Below are 21,034 nucleotides of genomic sequence, written 5' to 3' on the forward strand. Positions count from 1 at the left end.
TGTTGACAGCAGGCCGCCAGCCATAGCTAAGTACTATACTTTAATGAGTTTACCCTGATGAATCACTTTACCCTTCAAGCTGATTATGTATATATATACCCCCGTGTTCACATTAAGCGTAATGGTATTTTGCAGTTCGGTTAGATTGGTGGTTAGCCTTACATTACCACTGGCATCATACAACTTAAATTCATAATCATTAATATCACCACTCAGAATATTTACATGCGTACTAACTGGGTTTGGATAAACCACAAATTGATTGGGCTGCAAATAATCTGCACTGGCCAGGTCGGTATAGCTAATGCGGTTATCGGTAGTAGTAAACTTGGCCCGGTAATATTGAGTACCTTTTTTGGGATTGGTGTCGGTAAACTGGTACGCCAAATTATTGCTAGTTATGGTTGTAGTGCCCAAAGTAAGGTACGTATCTGCACCCGCCATTTTCTCCCAACTAATCGTTTTCAGGTTGGCCACACTACCTACCTGCAGGTTAAGCAATACAGTATTCCCCGTTACCAATGCGAGCAGGCTTTTCACATAACAGCCCACACCCTGATTGGCTGTGTTTATGGTATAGCTTTTTATGCCTTCAAAACCATTGCCCATAGCGCTCACCGCAAAGTAAGGCGCATTTTGCTGCTGCACAGGTATTAGTACTGTAGTATCGGTTGCCGTGGCAAGCTTTTGCAGCTTATTCTCCTGAATATTATAAATCACATAACCAGTGGAGCCAAGCTGTGGGTTCCAGTGCAGCAGGGTACCATCGCTGCAGTTATATCCCACATCCAAATTTCGGGGCTTGCTTAGCGTAAACTCTTTACTAATTTGCGCCTGCCCGTTTATTTCCATTTTAAGCTTGGCAGTGGTGAACACATCGGGTGCGTGCCACTGATAGTAACTATTTTTCAAATTAACGCTGCCAATTTCCTGCCAGGTAGCGCCATGATTATAACTGACACTCAGTTTTCCCGTTGTTGCATCAAATGAATTTTGCCAGTGTAGGTAATTCTCGCCTACAGCAAAAAGCTGATCGGGGCCTGATGGATAAACCCATTCAAAACGGTTGGCCGGTACCGCCTGGTAGGCTACATAAAATATCTGCTGCCCTACCGGTATTTTACTTCCCTTTACGTGTACGGTATAGTTGCCCGGAACCGGGTTTTGCAACGTTATCTGCTCCACGTTGTTTATGGTATCCCTGCGCCTTTGAGCCGGGGCCAGCAAAGAATCCAGCGAAGGATAAGTACTCAACACCCAAGGCAGTAAAGTACTGCCCCGAGGGGCGGTTACTGATAAATCCAGATCATTTACCAATGCCTCGGGCGCGTTCAGTTCGGCAGGTATATCATTCCAGGCAAGCGTTACTTTGAGTTGCCTGCAATTGGGTGGAACGGTGATAGTGAAATCATGTTGTTGCTTGACCGTAACTACCCCTTTTTGAAACCGCTGATCCTTTATAGTTCTAATCGCCTCCAAAGCATTCAGTTTGCCATAGCCCGTTTTAAAATCGACAGCGGCTTTACCTATATCATCAGCAGCGTTGATCAGTATACTTTTTGTTAGTGCTGATGGGGGTTGCTGATGATATTGCTGCTTGTAAGCCTGCTGTAATAAGGCGACCGCACCCGACACCAACGCGGCGGCACCCGATGTGCCGTCCTCGCCGTCGGCTACCAGTTCGGGCTTTACGCGCCCATCATAAGCAGGGCCGCTGGAGCTTAAATCCTGCGGTACATCGTTTCTTCCGGTTCCACCAACAACCAATACATTTTTGGCTTGCTTGAAATCCCCCGAAAGGTTAGCGAAGTTTTTTAATCCACCATAAATACCCGTTTCGGGCGCTGATGTACCTACGTTACCCGACGAAAATACATGTACTAAGGTATCTACATCCAGCACTTGCTTATCATACGCTGCCGATTCAATACCGTAGTAATTTTCGATTCCCGTACCGTAGGAGTGATTCTGAAGGGTAATATTAAATTGTTTAAAGATGCCAACGCTATCAGGCATCAGGTTGGCAAAGTCCGACGAGGTGAACCTTACCTGCGGTGCTGCGCCAAGTCCGGTTATAAAGCTGTTTCCGCTACCCCCTATCAAAGTGGCCATGGTAGTGGCATGGCCGGAAGTAATACCGGCTGCGGTAAAAGAGGTAAAGGTACGCCCCAGCAAATCCAGGTCATCATCATACCTGTTCTCCTTAACTGCCACGTTGATACCGGCACCATTTATATCCGGGTAATTATTACGAATTGCGCTTATGGCGTTAACTCCCAGGTCAATATCGTCAATGACAATTTCCTCATGCGGCTGCCTGCGCTGATTGGCAAAAACAACAGCGGGAAGCGATAGCAATTCGGGCAATTGCTGTAAAGTGGTTTTAATGCGAATATGACTGCCGCTTTGCACAGTGATGGTGCCATACCTGGCCATATCAGTACTTATTGGCTTACGGATTTCCACCTCCAGTTCAATTGTACTGCGGCTATTGGGATGTTTTTGCCAGAGCTGTGCCAGATTATCGGCCGCTTTCCATAAACTGTTGGCTTGTGTAACCTCTTTCAGGTGCGGGTTAGCAGCTATGCCTGATGAAGCCGCTATCACACTAAATTCAGGAGATATCTTCTTGACGATACGCACACCTGATATTTGTGACGGGTTACTGAATTTTACCAGATAGTATTTAATGCTATCCGTATTTTTAGTTGAACCCAGACTTTGATACACGCTTCGGATAGCTTTTTCACTCATCATCTTCTGCCCAAGCGCCGCGTACGATCCGGCTATGAGGAACGATAAACAAATTACTTTTTTAATCATGCACCATTTATACAAAAGCAAAGGGGAGCTTATTACTCCCCTTTACCCGTAAAACTATTTAATTGATCAAATAAACACAATACTGTCAAATGCTTTTAATACAGATAGTTAAGCGCTACAACATCATTTGCATTAAAAGTACGGTCGGCGCCGTTTGAGCAGGCTAGCATGAATGAACCTGCATCAGGTGTTGATGGCGTACCTGGAATTTGTACAGCCCCCGGATAATTTTGCGGATTGCTGCTGCTGTAAGTGCTACCTTCATTTGTGGCAGTACCGCCGCAACTGTATGCACGGTTCATATAGTCGGTATGACGGAAACCGATGCAGTGGCCAATCTCGTGCTGTAATACAGAAGTTAAATAACCCACATTTGGATTAGTACCATAAGCTGCTGTATTGGTGTTCATCCTGATTTGGCTGTATGGATTACCAGATGTAGTTGGGAAACCGCCCGAACCTAAGGTGATGTAGCCACCGCTTGGCCCCTGGTTAAAACCAACAATATTAATCTGACCACCACTGCTCACCATCTGAAACTTAAGTGTCAGGTTCAATTGATTGTAGCGGGCAACAGCATTTGTGGCTGCAGTAGTATAAACGGTAGGCAGGTTAGACACCGAAACTGTAATAGTACGTGGCAGATTTTTAACCAGATTGGTGGTACGATACTGCTCATTTTCGGCAATACGTAAAACGGGGCTGCTGCTGGCTTCCGAAAGATTGGCCTCCGTTAGCAAAATATCACCTTCAACAAGGTAACCGCCATCCGTCTTTCTTACCTGATCGGTACTGAAACCCAGTTCGGCAATCTTCTGCTTCACAGCAGTTGACACTTCATCCTGTGAGGTTTGAGCCACGTCATTCTTTTTGGTACAAGAGAAAAAAATGGACGCAGCAAGGACTGTACATAGGCTGGCCCTAAGTAAAAATTTGTTTTTCATGATTTTTAAATAATGATTAAGTTAATCCTAAAAACCGCAAACAAATTGGCTGGCCAGCATTACCGGTACTACTTTTTAAGCATATGATTGCGAGACTATGCCGCTAAGCAGTACGGTAAACAAATATTTAATTACAATCTCTATTGGTTTTACAGGGTATCCCAATTTACTTACATTAATTTAAAATAAAAAATAAATTTTACTTAGAAATTAAAAAAAATTATCCACACGGCAACCTAAAAGCCTGCTACTATTGCCAGTATTACAATAATACCAAACTGCGTTAATGAAAAAGGCGCCATATGTGTTGTTTTGATACGGCGCCTTTAATATTGAGGGCAGTTTTAGCAAATCAAGATATTATCCTAATACTTAATAATAGTAAATTCTGTCCTTCTGTTTAATTGATGATCTGTTTCGCTGCATTTTACGCCGTTGCCACAACGGTTAAGCAGGCGGCTCTCGCCGTAGCCCCGTGCAATAATGCGATACTCATCAATACCGCCAACAGTGGTAATGTAATCAACTGCGGCGTTGGCCCGGCGCTCTGATAGTTCCTTATTATAATCATCATCGCCCCGGCTGTCGGTGTGTGAGCCCAGCTCTACTTCAATGGTTGGGTTGTCTTTTAATATCTTGATCAGCTTATCCAACTCTATAGCAGCATCCGGCCTGATATCTGCCTTATCCAGATCGTAATAAATATTTTCGAGCCGGATCGCTTTTTTAAGCACAATTTTTTCCAGATAAAGGTTCTTCCTTATCTCCTGAGTTGGCGGCAGGCCTGCAGTTGAGATCGGCCTGTCATCGTTATCGCTTAAATAACCTTCTTTGGCGCCTTTTAAACGGTACTCGCTGTTGCTTTGCAAGGTGAATTTATAAGCCCCGTTTGCATCGCTTTGTGCTTTAAGGTCGCGGCCTTTAACCGGGGTAAGCGTGACGGTACTGTTAGGAATGCGCTGACGGGTGCTTTTGTTAAATACTACGCCGGTTAACAAATAGGTTGGTGCCGGCTGATAGACAAAGCTGTAAATATCATCGCTACCTGCACCGCCCTGCCTGTTTGACGACAGGTAGCCCGTGGTATTGCTCGACAACAAAAACGCAAAATCATCTTGCGGCGAGTTGAACGGATAGCCCATGTTTTGTTTCTGATAACCGTTAATTCGGGGTACCGCCCTAAAAACATCCAGCCCACCCATTCCTTTCGCACCATCGCTCGAGAAATAGAAAATGCTATCTGTACTCATAACCGGCGTGCGCTCGTTGCCAGTGGTATTTAGCACCCTGAAATTTACCGGCTTTGCCCAGTCACCATCAACGCCCCGGTTGCAATACCAAATATCGGTACCGCCCGTTGTGCCGGTCATATCTGATACAAAATACAGCGTTTTGCCATCGGGCGTAATAAACGGATCGCCAACCGACCAATACTGCACGTTGTTATACTTAAACGGTACGGGCTTTTCCCACCGTTGGCTTATCGGGTTCTTTTTGCTGGTATAAACTTCAATGTTTACCGTTTTGACCGAATCTTTACGCCCTTCCCATCTTTCGGGAATGCGGGTCATGGTAAAGCACATTTCGGTACCATCAGCGGTAAACGATGGCGGCCCTACGTGATAATCGGCCCGGGCGGGCAGTTCAAAAAGTTGTATAGCATCGGTAGTTGCCGCATTTTGAGGCACGCTATACAACTTCAGGTAACTGCGACCTGTCCAGCCGTATATGTCCTTATTTGGCCCCTCATTACGGTAGTCGAATCGTAAGAAAGGTTTATTTTTCTTAGTTACTGCTTCTTTATCTTTAGCCGAACGGTCTGATGTAAACAAAATCTGGTTATTGTAAATTACAGTACCCCAATCTGATTGGTTGCTATTCAGCGAAGCCTCATTTTTAAGGGTTACCGGTACTGGGTTTTTCATCCAGCGCATGGCAGAGTCACAGGCTGATGTCCAAAAATTGAGCCTGGCCGTATCTATCGGTCTGCTTAAAGTATAATACTTGGTGTACTGCGCCTTAGCCTCGGCATACTTTAAGTTATTTTTTAACGCCTCGGCATATCTTAACACATTTTCGGTTTTGCTACCGGTTTTGGCTGTCGTGATAGCAAACCACTTTTCTGCGTTAAGATAATCGTGCATAAAACGGTAGCTGTTGGCCAGGCGTTCGGCGTTGTGCAGTGTTGAATCTTTTTTATAGGCTTTCAGGTACAGCTCAACCGCTTTGCTGTAGTTAAAAATATCGTATTGCTGATCGGCCTGTTTTACGATATACTGTGCCCGGCTGCTGAGGCCCGGCAACACCAGTAACAGGAATAAAATAAGCTTGGTATATAATTTCTTCATCGTTGATATCTTCAGATTAAGGCCGGTTAAAAATATCGTGGGGTAAGCATACGCGTTTTAGCCGTTCTGAAATAAAAGCCCACCGACAATTCGTGCGTACCGCTGCTATAGCCTTTCAGCGGTCCGATTGAAAAATCATAAGCATAACCTACACGCAGGTTTTCGAGCGGGAACAATTCAACCGCGCCCACAACCGAGTTAAGATTGCTCAGATCACGCTGCAGATAGTCCTTACTATACAGTTTAACACCAGTACGGTATGAGGCACCCAGCCAAAGCTTTTGGCCGAACAATAAAAATGCATTTACATCCAAACTGGTAGGGCCTCCCCTGTCATCTTTCAACAGCACACTGGGCTTCACCATTACATCTTCTGATAATGGTACCAGCATACCGGCGGTAAGGTAATAATGCGGTTTGGGCTGGGCCAGATAGCTATTGCTCGCTTTTACGTCAATAAACTGTGCAATCAGGTTATCGGCAGATAAGCCTGCATAGTACTTGTTGTCTGAGTAATAAACGCCAATACGGCCATCGGGCATCAGCTGGCTTTGGTTACCTACCGGCTGGTAAACTTCAGGATCGTTTGTATTGAGCAAGTTACCGTTGATGCCTGATTGTAGCAAACCAATACCTAAGCCAAAGGCCAGGCGCGAGCTGCCATCGGCGTTCATCCTTAACCGGTAGGCGTAATTAGCATAGGCCGACAGGAAGTTTTGCGCCCCCAGCTTATCGCTTGCTACCTGTAGCGCCAGACCCACATTACCATCATTGGCCGTAGCATCAACTGCCAGCGACATGCTTACCGGGCCACCGGGCATACCCGTCCACTGCGAGCGGTAAAAGCTGTGTAGATTCAAGCTTTGCTTATATCCCGCATAGGCCGGATTAATGTAAATTCCGTTAAACATATACTGGCTCTGCTGCACATCCTGCTGCGCAAAAAGCAGCTTTGTGCTCAATAATAATATAGCCAGGGTTAAAATTCGTTTCATAGTGTAGTATTTATCGCACCAACAAACAAGCATCCAGGTTAATTTTTAAATGTTCTGATCAGTGTTATATAACCTTTAAATACTTGCCAGTTATCATTAATCTTAACTTTAAGCAGGTAATAGTAAGTACCTTCTTTAAGGCCTTCGCCGGTCCAGTTGTTCTGGTAGCCGGATTGATGGTACACCTCGTTGCCCCAGCGGTTCACAATCACCAGCTCGTTTTGCGAATACTGGGTAAGCCCCCTGATCTCGAAAGTATCGTTCGCACCGTCGCCGTTAGGCGTAAATAAAGTTGGGATATTGAACAGCGCCGTGGCGTTGCTGTTTACAGTTACCGTAGCCACATTGGTATAAATACCGTTCAGATCCTTTACCCGGTAAGTAAACGTATCCGGACCGGTATAACCTGGATTAGGCGTGTACACCACGGTACCATTTGAATTTGCCACCGCAGTACCATGCTCGGGTTGGGTCATTACCTCAATAGTTGTTGGATCGAGTGCTGTACCGGCGCCACTATCGTTTGTAAGTACGCTGATAGCCACCGGCTGGTTGTTGCCGCTATAGCCCACATCATTGGTGGCAATTGGCGCTTTAGCAACGGCAGTTGTTGTGGTGGCCGAGTTGGTAACCGTATTACCTGCGGCATCGATGGCCGTAACGCTTGCGGTATTACTTACCGAACCAGCATCTCTATCAGGCTGGGTTAGTGTATAAGTACGTGTTATGGTAACGCTGTTGCCAGGCAGCAGGCCGCCCGCAGGTACATCCACACTGGTATTGGTTTGCCCAAGTTTGGTATCAGTAAACAATACATTATTTAATGCCGAGTTACCGGTGTTGGTAATCACAAACGTATAAGTGATGAAGAAAGAGTTTAATACCCCGGTTTTGGTTATACGGATGGCACCGGCAGGCAGCGGTGATATGGTAACCACCGTTGGGTCATTAGCCGCTAAGGTAGACGGATCATCGGAGCGCGCCGTTACCTGAGTACCTTTCGGGTCGGTACCTGTTACGGTAGCCTGATTGCTGAAGCTGCCTGCTGTTACATCAGCCTGCGTAACCGTATGGCGGGCCGTAACAGCGGTATTAGCGCCGGGTGCCAGGCTGGCTATACTTGCAGGTGATATAGAACCGGCATCAGCTCCGGCATCGGTAACCACTAAATTGGTTAAGGTAACGCCGCCTGTATTGGTAACCACCAGGGTGTAATTAATTACATCGCCGGCTTTGTTAACGGTATTGTTGGCTACCTTGGTTAACCTAATAGCTGCGCTATAAATAGTTACATTAACCGTGATAGGGTCGGATACTATCCCATCAGGTGTTGTTAAGGTATACGTATAAGTATCGGTACCAACATAACCAGGGTTAGGCGTATAGGTTACGGTACCATCCGGGTTTACAGTTGTAGAACCGTTAGCACCATTGGTTGGCGTAACGGTAGTATTTATACCACTTGGCCCATCGTTTGATTTTACGGTAGTAGTAACCGGTGTATTCACAGGTGTAATATCCGTATCGTTCACGCCAACCGGCTTAACGCGGATAGTAACCGTAATTGGTGCAGACACTAAACCATCAGGCGTAGTAAGGGTGTATGTATAGGTATCTAAACCAATAAAGCCATTTTGTGGTGTGTATATTACGTTGCCATTTGCATCAACCGTGGTAGTGCCATGCGCACCATTGGTTGGTGTAACGGTATTATTCGCCGCCCCGGAGCCATCATTAGCTTTTACATTTGTGGTAATGGGCGTATTAATAGGCGTTACACCTTCATCATTTACACCCAACGGGTTTATGGTTACTGATATTAAGGCCGCCGGGCTTTCGCTGCCCAAGTTATCTTTTATAGTGTAAGCTATAGGCGTTGTGTTACCGGTAAAGGCTGCAATTGGTGTGAATGTAACCCGGCCGTTGGTTGTGTTTACGGTATAGGTACCCTGGCCGGCTATAGTTACACTGGTTTTCCTGGTATTATCGGCAGGGTCAATTAATAAGACAGAACCGGGGTTGAGCTGCCCGTCAGCGTCCGAATCATTGCTTGGTACGTTAATGGTTACCGGCTGTGCTATACCGGTAACAGCTGTATCGGCCACTGCAACCGGTGCCTGGTTAATACCGAGGTTAACATTACTTATATCCAAGCTGGTGCCTGGTGTTGATACCTGCACCTGTAAGTTTGGCGTACCAGGCTGTATACCGGTATGGCCGGCGTTGTTGGTACCATACGCTGCGCCGGATGGCTGCCACCCCGCAGGCAGATTTGCTGCTACGGCAGAAAGCGGGCTGCCGGTATCCACACTGCTGGTTGACACCGCTACCGTATAATTGCCGTTATTTGTATTGGTAAAGGAATAGGTACCGTTTGTACCTACAGTATCTTTAGCAACCACAGTGCCGGTGGCATTATCAATCAGGTAAGCAAACAGCTGGGCATTGCCAACAGACTGCAAACCGTTGCCAGCAATAGCATTATCGGCGGCACCGTTACCATCATTTACAACTGCACCTGATATGGTAATGCCTAAAATATCTTTAAAACGGTAATCTTCGGTTTCGCCGTCAGCAGCGAATGAGGTACTTCGTTCATCGGCAGGGGTGGATGTATCGTCAGTAAGGTTTGTTGTGGTAATTCTTAGCCTTACGTACAAAGGCCCTACCCTGATTTTACTGGCGAAGCTTGCATTTGGATAGGTTAATGTAAATGTACGGTTAACGGTATTGGCCGGCACTGTAATTTGCAGCCTTTCATCAGGTGTAAACCTGCCATCGCTATTAAAGTCAACCCAGGTATGAAGCGTAGCCGGAATATTCCGGTTATTTGTTGCGGGGATGCTAAGCACCACATCACCAACCTGATTCACTCTAATGTCCGGACGGGCTGAAGGGGTTATGGTGTTCTCGTCATTATTGTTAACCTTTTCGTCACTATCCGCATTCACCACATTTACAGGCTGCCCGTCGGGGTCAACGTTATTGGCGCCAATGTATACGTTAGCCTTGGGTACTAATCTGGTTGTATCATAATTAACCACCGCATAAGTACCATCTCCGGCAAAGTAATCGGTTATTTCAAAATCATTGATGTAGTTACCTGCCACACCATACGTAGCCGGATCATCGCCTAAATCAAATGGCAGCACAAAGCCTATTGCCATAGCAGTGATACCCGAACCTTTCATCCCCACATTGGTGAGGCGGTGCGCACCGTGGGCAAACATAACTGCCTGTACGCCAAAATTACCCGGAAGCGAATCGGCATATAATTTGAACGTTTTCCCGCTGTTGGTTAAGTCCATTTTATAATGCTCATCTGCTCCATTGTTTTGCGTACGCTTATTAAGCAACTGCCATGAAATTGGATTAGGTGTAGTGCCGGTTATATACTCGCCCCCTACGTCTATAGACTCTGCATCGGCTATGATCATGCCCGGATAATCAACTTCTGTCCACTGGTTATTGATCAGGATACTAACCGTAATAGCGATATCGAAATTAACTGTACCACCATAACTTGTAGACATGCCCGAAGCCCGCACACCTCTCGAATCCGTCCCGGGTAGCCCGTTACCCGAATAAATCAGGTTCAAACCATCGGCATAGTAATCGCCGGGCGTGTAGGAGGTCATGTACCCACCACTCGAAAACACTTCATTACTAATGGTAGCCGATATCCGGACCGTTGGTGAGAACTGCCAGGTATAAGTACCGTTAATGATGTGCGAAGCATCGGCACCGGTGGGTGAGGATATGAGTGTTGAGTTCGGTGCTGCTGGGTCCCACGTAAGCCAGTATACGGAGTTATACGTGTTAGGCCCTGCACTGCCGCTTATAGCATATTGCGCCGATGCCTTGGTAAATACATGGCAAAACAACACAAACAATAAAGCTACTTTGAGCAAGTAATTGTTGAACATAGAATATATTTTGCAGAGGCATCACTAATTGTAACTGCAGAACGTTACAGGTTAAAGCCCCTGTGAATGTATAGCTTGAAGAGGAACCTTAGGTTAACTGACTGTTGTGCGCACTATAGTTGAAGGCACGATGATGCTACAGCCCGAAAAGGCTTTAAGGAAAGGTAAAGTTTTAGTCATATGGCTGATGTTTTAGGTGTACAGATCCAAAATTGCATGATTAGAAAACACAGTTTTTTCCTTGTACGAAACCTAAAATAATTGGTTACTACCTATGTGTCAATATTTTTAATAATTAATTTATTAACATAGTAGGATAAAGCTATCCACAATTACCCATCAGATTAAGCCTGTTAATTGGTTGGCAAAGAGAAGTAAAAGGTGGAGCCCTGTCCTTCGGTACTTTCGGCCCATATTTTGCCGTTATGCTCCTTAATAATGCGGGTGGTTATATACAAGCCCATACCCAGGCCGGCTACATTTTTTGTAACGCCATCGGCCCGGAAAAACTTTTCAAAAACTTTAGACAGGTCTTTTTTGGAAATACCTACGCCCTGATCGGCCACTGATACGGTAAGAAGGTGAGGAATGCTGACATCAACCTTAACAGTGATATTTTTACCTGATGCCGAATACTTAGCTGCGTTACCAATCAGGTTAACCAATACCTGCTCTATCCTTAGTCTATCCATGCTTGGATGCACCGGATGAGCCAGCTCCAGGCTAATGTGATGATTGGGGTTAGAGAGCTCGGCAGAAGTTACCACATCTGATAAGAACTTGTTAAAGTCAACCCTTTCCATCCGGTAATCAACTTTATCGTTCTCAATTTTCGACAGGTCCATCAGTTGCTGTATCAGCACATTTACTTTTGAGGCTTGCTGGTCTATCTTATCCAGATATTCAACCAGGCGGTTTGGGTCTTTAAGCGTTTTAGCTACCTGTGCGTATGCCTTAATTACAGTTAACGGCGTGCGCAGCTCATGGCTGGCTATAGAAAGAAACTCGGATTTTTTCGCATTCAGAATATTAGATAAACGCAATTGCTCCTCACGCTCGCCAGCCAGGTTAATCAGTTCCTGGTTCTTTTGCTTAATCTCTTCGTAAGGCGTTATGGTAATGGAATTCTGCATATACTGTATCAGCTTATTAACTTTAAGCTTGGTAAGCTGTACAGTGCGCGGCAGGCCCAGTTTAAGATCAATAAACGTATGGCCGTCCTGGTGCCTTACTTCCAGTATGGGTACTAAGCGGTGTGCATACTTAAATTCCTCAGCATGTTTGTTAAGCGCTGTTTTTGCAGTACGGATGGTTGCTATCAGAAACCAACGGTCGCTGTTATCTTCCAGATAAAATGACAGCAGGTTTTCCAGGGTTCTTTCCAGCACAACACGGCAAACTTCTGAAACAGCAGTAGCAAAGGTAGTTTGCGTAGAAAGCGATAACCCAAGTTGCTGACCGATAATTGCTGCCCTTTTATGCGTAAGGGGCAAATCCATTTCATTATCCAGGGTTATACTTGAAATCTCGAGCATGCTTATCTTAATTTAACAACAATCACCGAAGTATCGTCAGTTCGTCTTGAAAAGTCTTTATATATAGCGGCAGCAAGCAAAGCCGGATCGCACTTGTGCACGCCCTGGTACTTACTGATATCCCATCTTGATTTAATACCGTCCGAACAAAAAATCAGCAAATTATAGTCGGCAATTGAAACCTGCTGATCATTCATGGTGTTCGGAATGTTATGACCAATAATACCATTATAGGAAATATGGTTTTTAACCAAGCCGCCAAAATTTAAAAATTTTGCAGCTACGTTACCTATACCGGCTATTTCAATGCTTTTAGTATCCATGTTGATTGCAGCTACAATACCTACCATGCCACGCGTTTTGCGAATGCTTTGGTGCAGGTACCGTAACCTTTCAACCGGCGATGAAAAAGGTGAGCTTCTGAATGCATTGGCGGCCTCATTTATAGCCAGATTGGCCTCCTTGCCATGCCCTAAACCATCGGCAACCATGAGATGTACTATTTTGCCTGATGCAGAGCAATAGATACCATCACCGCTTACCACTTCGCCGGTTTTGGCAACTACCAAAGGCCGTATCTCCGGATACCTGATTGCTGCTATCGGCGTTTTTAACTCGTTTTTATAAATGCGGCTTAATATTATGGTTCCCCAGCCTTTTATTGAAAAAACATCAAACCTGTCAGACAGGCGCTTCATGCTGCCTAAACCATTACCCATTGTATTGGTGGTAGAATAGCCATCGATCATTACTTTGGCTACATCGGCCATGCCGGGCCCGTTATCAATACAGATAATTTCCAGGTATTCGCCATACTGGTCATGCAACAGGCCGGCCAGTATTTCGCCACCTGTTGCATACTTGTGCAAATTAGAGGTCATTTCGGCCAGCACCAGATCTAATGCAGCCAGTTTTTTGGCATCAAAACTGGCTTCCTGCGCCTTATGATGTATGTCTTTTTTTAATAAAGAGTAATAGCTTCTGTCATCAGCCGGATAGCTGGTATGTGTAGCGTCAACCATTGGCCCACTTAATTATGGTAACCGTAGTTCCCTTTCCTACTTCGCTTTTTAAATCAAACTCGTTCACCAGCCGTTTGGTGCCGGGCAGGCCCAAGCCTAAACTTTTGCCGGTCGAAAACCCGTCAGCCATAGCCTTTTTAATATCCGGAATACCGGGACCCTGGTCTTTGAATATCAGCCGGATACCATTATCGCGCCCACGGCTAACTACCTCAACGGTAACTTCGCCGCCGCCGCCATACCTTAGCATGTTGCGCACCAGTTCGCTGGCTGCCGTGATTAATTTGGTTTGGTTTACCAAACCCATTTTAATACGTACAGCGTGCTCTTTTACCCGGTTACGCAGCAATATCACATCCTGTTCTTTATAAACCTTAAGGATGTCTTTAGCTAAGGGCAATATCATCGTCTTCGTCTTCTATTTCCTCATCATCAACAACAATCATTCCTTTTAATAACTCCATGCCTTTTTCTACGTTCAAGGCGGTATGTACGCCCGGTAATTCGAGGCCCAGTTCAACCAATGTAATGGCTACTGCAGGCTGCATGCCCACTACAACGGTTTCAGCATCCAGCAGTTTAGACATGCTGGCGATGTTGCCAATAATGCGTCCCATAAAAGAGTCAACAATGCTCACGGCTGATATATCAATCAGCACGCCTTTAGCACTTGTTTTGTTTACCATCCTGATCAGATCTGCTTCCAGATCCATAGCCAGACGGTCATATAAATCTACCTGAATGGTCACCAACAAGAAGTGACCCATTTTTAAAATAGGAATCCTGTCCATTTACAGTAATTATTAGGCCGACGCTGTAGCTTTTTTTCTAACTTCCAGACGTAAGGTAGTAAACGCAAATTTAAGTGCGCTCGCCAGACTGGCTTTTGTTACGATGTTAGACAAGTCGATACCCAGATGTACAATAGTTTGTGCAATTTCAGGACGGATGCCACTGATTATGCACTCGGCTCCCATTAAGCGGGTAGCACTTACGGCTTTTATTAAATGCTGAGCCACCAGCGAATCAACCGCCGGAACGCCCGATATATCCAGAATAGCAATACTGCTGCCGGTTTCCACAATTTCCTGTAACAGGCTTTCCATCACAATCTGGGTGCGGGCACTATCCAGCGTACCAATAATAGGTAACGCTAAAATGCCGTCCCAAACACGGATAACGGGGGTGGAAATTTCGGCGATCTCATCAGTTTGACGCAAGATCACTTCTTCGCGGCCACGAATAAAGGTTTCGAAAGTAACGATACTAAAGCTATCAACCAGGCGGTTCACTTTTAAAGCCTCCTGATATAAAGATACCGGATCATTTTGCATTTCAGTTTGCAATATTTCCAGTAAAGCCTCTTTTAAACTTAAAACAAAAGCGCCGGTTTCACGGGGACTAAATCCCTGGCGGGCTCTTGACATAGATATGCCTGCTAAGATTTCAAGCACCGGATCAAAGTCTGACGATTGTGGATTGGTGATGTTTTCGGTATTAAGGCTATCCACTAAAACCTGTACCATTTCTTCTGACTGCACACGCAAATCTTCATTGCTCATCAGGTCATCTCTTAAACCAATGTCAGCCAATTGGTTTTTCATCCATAACTCCAGGATCGAACTTTGCTTATTTTTAAAAATCTCAGCAGCGTTTGGCATTTCAGTTTAATTTTGAGGAATATACGTTTTTTGGCAAATATAGAATAACGGTAAGTACTTTTAGTTCATAATACAACAATTATATTTTAAATTAACTATCAAGCATACCGTTATTAATTAACAAGTACTAAGAACCATTATATATTAAATAATTAAAGGCGGCCTTTAAGGCCGCCTTTAGAAGCAAACAAACGCTTTAAGCTATCGAATTGCTACACCACTTTCTACCCGCTTTTTGTACGCCCAATAAAACACAATCGGGAATACAAACAGATTGAACACGGTGTTGGTGATTAAACCGCCTATCACCACAATAGCCAAAGGTTTAGATGCCTCGGAACCTATGCCTGATGATACGGCTGCCGGCAACAAACCTATGGCTGCCATCATAGCCGTCATGATCACCGGGCGCATACGGTCTTCTACCCCCTGATACAACGCCTGGGCGAAGGTTAATTTCTCGGGGTGGTGCTTCATCTCTTTCATGTTGCTTTTGAACTTGGTAATCAGGATAACGCCGTTTTGCACGCATATACCAAACAAGGCTATAAAACCGATACCGGCCGAAATATTAAAATTAATTCCGGTGATAAGCAGAGAAAGAATACCGCCTACAATAGCGAACGGTACGTTATTTAACACCAGCAACGAATCGCGGAAGTTGCCGAATAAAATAAACAGAATAAAAAAGATGATGAGCAAACTGATAGGCACTACCTGCCCTAAACGCTTGGTGGCTCGCTGCTGATTTTCAAAATCGCCGGCCCATTGCAGGTGGTAGCCTTTTGGCAGTTTAATTTGCGCATTTACTTTCTTCTGCGCTTCTTGTATGGTACTACCCATATCGCGGCCACGGATAGAGAACTTGATTGCACCATAACGCTCATGGTTATCACGGTAAATTAAGCTTGGGCCAATAATTTTACGAATGCTGGCTATCTCGCGCAGTGGCACGCGGCCGCCATTCAAGGTTGGTACACGCAAATCACCGATAGACTCTTCGTTGTTACGGAAATCTTCAGGGTAACGAATACGAAGATCGAACTTACGCTCGCCTTCATAAATTTGTGTAGCCGCCTTACCGCCCAAAGCCATCTCAATTACCGCATTGGCATCGGCCGTGGTAACACCGTACATAGCCATTTTGCTTTCATCCAGGTTAATCTGTAACTCGGGCTGGCCTAAGTTGCGTAGTATACCCAGGTCGGCAATACCATTTACGCTTTTTAATATTTTATAAATGGACTCCTCTTTGTTTTCAATGTAATGAAAATCATCACCAAACATTTTAACCACAATGGAGCCTTTTACACCTGATACCGCTTCTTCCACGTTATCTGAAATTGGCTGGGAGAAGTTCAGGTCGAGCCCCGGAAAACCTTTCAGTTTATCCTGCATGCGCTCAATCAACTGTTCTTTGGTTTCCTTACGTTTCCATTCCGATTGGGGGTAGATATCTACCTGAAACTCGATGTTATAGAAACCGGTTGCATCGGTACCGTCATTTGGGCGGCCGGTTTGCGACATTACCTGCTTAACTTCATCAAAACTCAGGAAAATACGACGCATCTCGTTAGCCATTTTAACCGACTCATCAAGCGAAGTGCTCAGCGGGCCAGTAGCACGTACATAAATGGAACCCTCATTCAACTCAGGTAAAAACTCAGTACCTAAAAATTTGAAGCAAAACAAACCTACCACCAGCGCAATAAGCGATATAGGCAATACACGGCGCTTTGCCCTGAAACAGAAGTCGTAAAAGCGCATGGCATTACGAATAATGGCTTCCAGAAACTTGTTGTGCTTTTCGCGTACATCTTTTTTAAGCAGTACGCTGGCCATGGCCGGTACAAAAGTAAAGGTTAGCAACAAGGCGCCCAGCAAGGCAAAGCCCAATGTCCAGGCCAAAGGCGAAAACATTTTGCCTTCCACCTTTTCAAAGCTAAAGATAGGCAGCAGGCCGGTGATGATAATGAGCTTGGCAAAGAAGATGCCTTTACCGTTGGTTAAACAGGCTTCTTTAATCATACCCAGCTTGCTCAGCCGGTTGAATTTTTCCATACCCATGCTCTTGGCCCGGTGATCGAGCACTACGAAGATACCCTCGACCATGACGACCGCCCCATCGATGATGATACCAAAGTCGATAGCACCCATAGACAGCAGGTTGGCGGCCATACCTTTCAGCTTTAAGCAGATGAAGGCAAACAACAGCGCCAATGGAATAATCAACGACACAATAAGGGTGGTACGCCAATCGGCCATGAACAGGAACACAATAACAGTTACGAAGATGATACCTTCAAGCATGTTGTGCATTACGGTGTGCGTAGCAAAATCAACCAGCTTTTCACGGTCATAAAAAGTTTTGATTTTGACATCATCAGGCAAAATTGAGGTATTCAGCTCCTTAATCTTTTCTTTCAATGCTGCAATTACTACGCTTGGATTTTCGCCTTTGCGCATTACCACAATACCTTCCACCACATCGGGGTCTAAATCGCGGCCTACCTGACCTAAACGGGGCAAACTGCTTTCAGCTACATCGGCAATGTTTTTTACATAAACAGGCGTACCATTAATGTTATCAACAATGATATTTTTAATGTCGTTGATATCATTGAGCAAACCGATACCACGCACTACGTAAGCCTGTCCGCTTTGCTTAATTACATCGCCACCTACGTTGATGTTACTTTTTGATACGGCAGTATAAACTTCAAGCGGTGTAACATTGTATTGCAGCGCACGGCGCGGATCAACGGTGATTTGATAAGTTTTAACTTCACCGCCGAAGCTGTTCACATCGGCAACACCCGGTACCGAACGTATTTCCCGGTCAACCACCCAATCCATAACCGTTTTCAGTTCGCGTACGGATTTACGGTTACTGGTAAGGCTAAAGCGGTAAATTTCACCGGTTGGACCATAAGGGGGCAAAATGTCGGGTTTTACACCGTCGGGCAAATCGGCATCACCAATGTGATTATTAATTTGTACCCGGGCAAAGTTATAATCGGCATCATCATCGAAAGTGATTTTTACTACCGAAAGACCGAACAGTGATGACGAACGAATGCTTACCTTACGCTCGGCCGGATTCATGGCTATTTCGAGCGGGCGGGTAACAAATTTTTCAACCTCCTCGGCACTACGGCCTGGCCATTGGCTAATAATGGTAACCGACGTATTGGTTACATCCGGAAAGGCATCAATAGCTATATTTTTGAAGCTGATATAACCGGCCACGGCCAGCAGCAGCGTAACAAAAAATATAAAGAATTTATTTTTGAGGGCAAATGCCAGAACGGATTTTATAATCTTGTTCATTGCTTTAAATACTTAGGGCGTAAAAAATCAGTCTTTTAACGACTCGTACAGAAATACCTGGCGCGAAGCCACTACCCTGTCGCCGGGTTTTAGTCCGCTGCTGATGTAGGCATACTCATCGGCCTTTTTAGCGATAGTAACCGGCTGTATGCGGGCATGAGCTTTGCCATCAATTACCACTACGTAATACCGATCATTATCGAAAACCAAAGTGCGGGTGTTTACCTTAGGCAAAGTTTCGCCGCTTTGAGATTGCACCTGTACGCTGGCAAACATTTCGGGCTTTAATAAATTACCGGCATTGTTAATTACCACACGCGCCTGCATTACTTTATTATCAGGATCGATAGTACTATAGACTTTATCTATACGGCCCGTAAAAACTTTATCCGGGTAAGACAGCGTGGTGATCTTCACCTCGTCGCCAGTTTTGATAGAAGCAATGTCCGACTCATAAATATTGATCATTGCCCATACGGTTGAAAGGTCGGCCACGGTGAACATATTCTGGTTATTATCAGCCCTTACCTCAGAGTTGCTGGTTACATTTTTTTCGATTACCGTACCTGATATAGGCGATATTACTTCATAACCACCAGCATTACCTTTGTTGATATTAAGTACAGTGCGTGAACGATTAGATTCGGCCTGGGCTTTTTGGTAATCACTGCGGGCAGCTTCTACATCTTTTTCGGATGCCAGGCCGCTTTTATACAAATCCTGAGCTACCTGCAGGTTGCGTTTGGCATTGCGGATGTCGGCATCAGCAGAAATTACATCTTTGGAAAAGCCGGCCATCTCCACACTTTTCATCGTTGCCAGCACCTGGCCTTTGTGCACCACATCGCCCATCTGTACGCGTACATTTTGGGTAATACCACTCACCATCGGGAATATCTTGGCCATTTTGCTATCATCAGCAGTAATTTTACCGCTCAATGAAATCAGGGCGTCGGCATTACCGGCTTTCACGGTATCTACCAGCAGGCTATTTAATAAGGTATCCGTTACCTGAAATTTATCATCTTTAGGCGCCTCATGCGGATGCGACGAGCAGGCACTCAATGCGCCAATACCTATACCCAATGCTGCAATTAATACAGGGTATGAAAATTTATATTTATTGTTCATGACGGGTAATCTTTTTATTGTTTGTTGAAGAATGAGGTTCCGGTTACGTAGTTAAGTTGCTCCAAGGAGTTGGCACGATCCTGTTGCAGGGTATTCAGTTGCAGGGTATTACTTTTATAGGAGTCGTAGAAATCCAGAAACTCCAGTAAGCTGATGTTGCGGCGCTGGTAGTTTTTAAACACCTCATCAATCAGGTGATTAAAATCGGTTTTAAATTTAGGGTCAAAACTGTTAGCCAAACGGTCTAACCGTATAGCACTTTGGTAACTGTTAGCCAGTTGGCTTTGCACCTGATCCTGCTGTAGCTCCAGCTGCGTTTTGCTGGCATCAACCGCAATGCGGGCTTGTTTAATGCCGCCCTGGTTACGGTTAAAGAAAGGCAGCGGCATGGCAATACCTACATAATTGTAATCGCGGATGTAGTTACCCTGCTTATCATAGCCAGCCAGAATAGTAATATCAGGTACAGCGTTGGCTTTTTGCAACCTTAAATTCGTGTTGCTATAGTCAACCGCAGTACGCGCGGCTTTCAGATCGGCCCGGTTGGTATAGGCCGAATCAAGCAGTTGCGGATAAGCAACGCTTTGCAAATTCATGGTTGCAGCTGGATCGGCCTGATAAACGGCAGATACATAAACTTTAGGGTCGGCTTTCAGCAGCAGTTTGAATTCGCTTTGTACATCATCAATGCTGTTTTGCAGGGTGGCTTGCTCTGTTTGCAAGGTGTACAGTTGCGACTGGATACGCAGCACCTCTTTTTGTGCGATATTGCCTTTGGCATATTGCTCCTGAAAAGCTTTTAAAATTTTGCTCAGCGAGCTTATTTCTTCGGCATAAACCTTAGCAGATTGCTGCTGGTAGTAAATCTGGAAAAAATCGGTACGGAGAGTATAGCGCAGGGTACGCAGCAAATCAAAAAACTGGTACTGTGCCAATTGCACATTCAGGTTAGCCAGCTGGATATTTTTATTGCGCTTGCCGGCGGTGGTAATCAGTTGCGATACATCGGCCTGATACTCCTGCCCCTCGTGGCTGGTATCAAAAAACTTTTTGGCAGTTGGGTTATACAAACCATGCTGCAGTTGAATTTCAGGATTATTAAACAGTTTTGCGGTAATTACCTGTGCCTGCGCATCGGCAATGTTATAGCGCTGAGCAATCAGGCTCAGGTTGTTTTTTAAAAACAGATCTTCGGCATCGGGTAATGTAATCCGGAGTGTATCGGTACCAATGGATTGCGCCCGTGCCGCACTGCCCACCATTACGCATACTACCGGTATCAGGGTATAAAACAATGCTCTTATATACTTTGAAAACAT

Annotated in this window: 13 protein-coding genes; all 13 read right to left on the reverse strand. The window is 45.1% G+C overall.

Annotated elements, in window-relative coordinates; translation table 11 throughout:
* Positions 1–33: 33 nt before the first annotated feature.
* The 13 genes from KHS38_RS08410 to KHS38_RS08470 all read right to left on the reverse strand — a co-directional run bounded on the left by KHS38_RS08410 (position 34) and on the right by KHS38_RS08470 (position 21,034).
* The gene (locus KHS38_RS08410; RefSeq protein WP_213488048.1) at positions 34–2,823 is read right to left on the reverse strand and encodes a S8 family peptidase; all 2,790 of its coding nucleotides are present in this window, start codon (positions 2,821–2,823) and stop codon (positions 34–36) included.
* A 95-nt stretch (positions 2,824–2,918) separates the two neighbouring features.
* Positions 2,919–3,767: a M57 family metalloprotease gene (locus tag KHS38_RS08415; RefSeq protein ID WP_213488049.1), complete on the reverse strand. Its 849-nt coding sequence runs from the start codon at positions 3,765–3,767 to the stop codon at positions 2,919–2,921.
* A gap of 365 nt (positions 3,768–4,132) precedes the next feature.
* Entirely contained in the window at positions 4,133–6,115 is a 1,983-nt protein-coding gene (locus KHS38_RS08420; RefSeq protein WP_213488050.1) for an OmpA family protein, read from the reverse strand.
* A gap of 26 nt (positions 6,116–6,141) precedes the next feature.
* Positions 6,142–7,110, reverse strand: coding sequence for a PorP/SprF family type IX secretion system membrane protein (locus KHS38_RS08425; RefSeq protein WP_213488051.1), 969 nt, complete (start codon positions 7,108–7,110; stop codon positions 6,142–6,144).
* Between the two features lie 38 nt (positions 7,111–7,148).
* Complete coding sequence (locus tag KHS38_RS08430) at positions 7,149–11,036, reverse strand: CshA/CshB family fibrillar adhesin-related protein (protein WP_213488052.1); 3,888 nt, start codon at positions 11,034–11,036, stop codon at positions 7,149–7,151.
* Positions 11,037–11,389: 353 nt separating this feature from the next.
* Positions 11,390–12,571, reverse strand: coding sequence for a sensor histidine kinase (locus KHS38_RS08435; RefSeq protein WP_213488053.1), 1,182 nt, complete (start codon positions 12,569–12,571; stop codon positions 11,390–11,392).
* A 2-nt stretch (positions 12,572–12,573) separates the two neighbouring features.
* Complete coding sequence (locus KHS38_RS08440; RefSeq protein WP_213488054.1) at positions 12,574–13,593, reverse strand: SpoIIE family protein phosphatase; 1,020 nt, start codon at positions 13,591–13,593, stop codon at positions 12,574–12,576.
* On the reverse strand, positions 13,586–13,999 hold the full coding sequence (locus KHS38_RS08445) for an anti-sigma regulatory factor (RefSeq protein WP_213488055.1): 414 nt from the start codon (positions 13,997–13,999) through the stop codon (positions 13,586–13,588). The genes KHS38_RS08440 and KHS38_RS08445 overlap by 8 nt, the downstream gene beginning before the upstream one ends.
* Positions 13,980–14,384, reverse strand: a complete 405-nt coding sequence (locus tag KHS38_RS08450) for an STAS domain-containing protein (protein WP_213488056.1) — start codon at positions 14,382–14,384, stop codon at positions 13,980–13,982. The genes KHS38_RS08445 and KHS38_RS08450 overlap by 20 nt, the downstream gene beginning before the upstream one ends.
* Positions 14,385–14,396: 12 nt before the next feature.
* Positions 14,397–15,254: an STAS domain-containing protein gene (locus KHS38_RS08455; protein WP_213488057.1), complete on the reverse strand. Its 858-nt coding sequence runs from the start codon at positions 15,252–15,254 to the stop codon at positions 14,397–14,399.
* Positions 15,255–15,455: 201 nt separating this feature from the next.
* Positions 15,456–18,584 carry an efflux RND transporter permease subunit gene (locus tag KHS38_RS08460; protein WP_213488058.1) on the reverse strand — a complete coding sequence of 1,043 codons (3,129 nt, stop codon included), beginning with the start codon at positions 18,582–18,584 and terminating at the stop codon, positions 15,456–15,458.
* Between the two features lie 27 nt (positions 18,585–18,611).
* Positions 18,612–19,715 carry an efflux RND transporter periplasmic adaptor subunit gene (locus tag KHS38_RS08465; protein ID WP_213488059.1) on the reverse strand — a complete coding sequence of 368 codons (1,104 nt, stop codon included), beginning with the start codon at positions 19,713–19,715 and terminating at the stop codon, positions 18,612–18,614.
* Between the two features lie 14 nt (positions 19,716–19,729).
* The gene (locus tag KHS38_RS08470) at positions 19,730–21,034 is read right to left on the reverse strand and encodes a TolC family protein (RefSeq protein WP_213488060.1); all 1,305 of its coding nucleotides are present in this window, start codon (positions 21,032–21,034) and stop codon (positions 19,730–19,732) included.

The organism is Mucilaginibacter sp. Bleaf8 (assembly GCF_018390515.1).
Lineage (GTDB): Bacteria > Bacteroidota > Bacteroidia > Sphingobacteriales > Sphingobacteriaceae > Mucilaginibacter.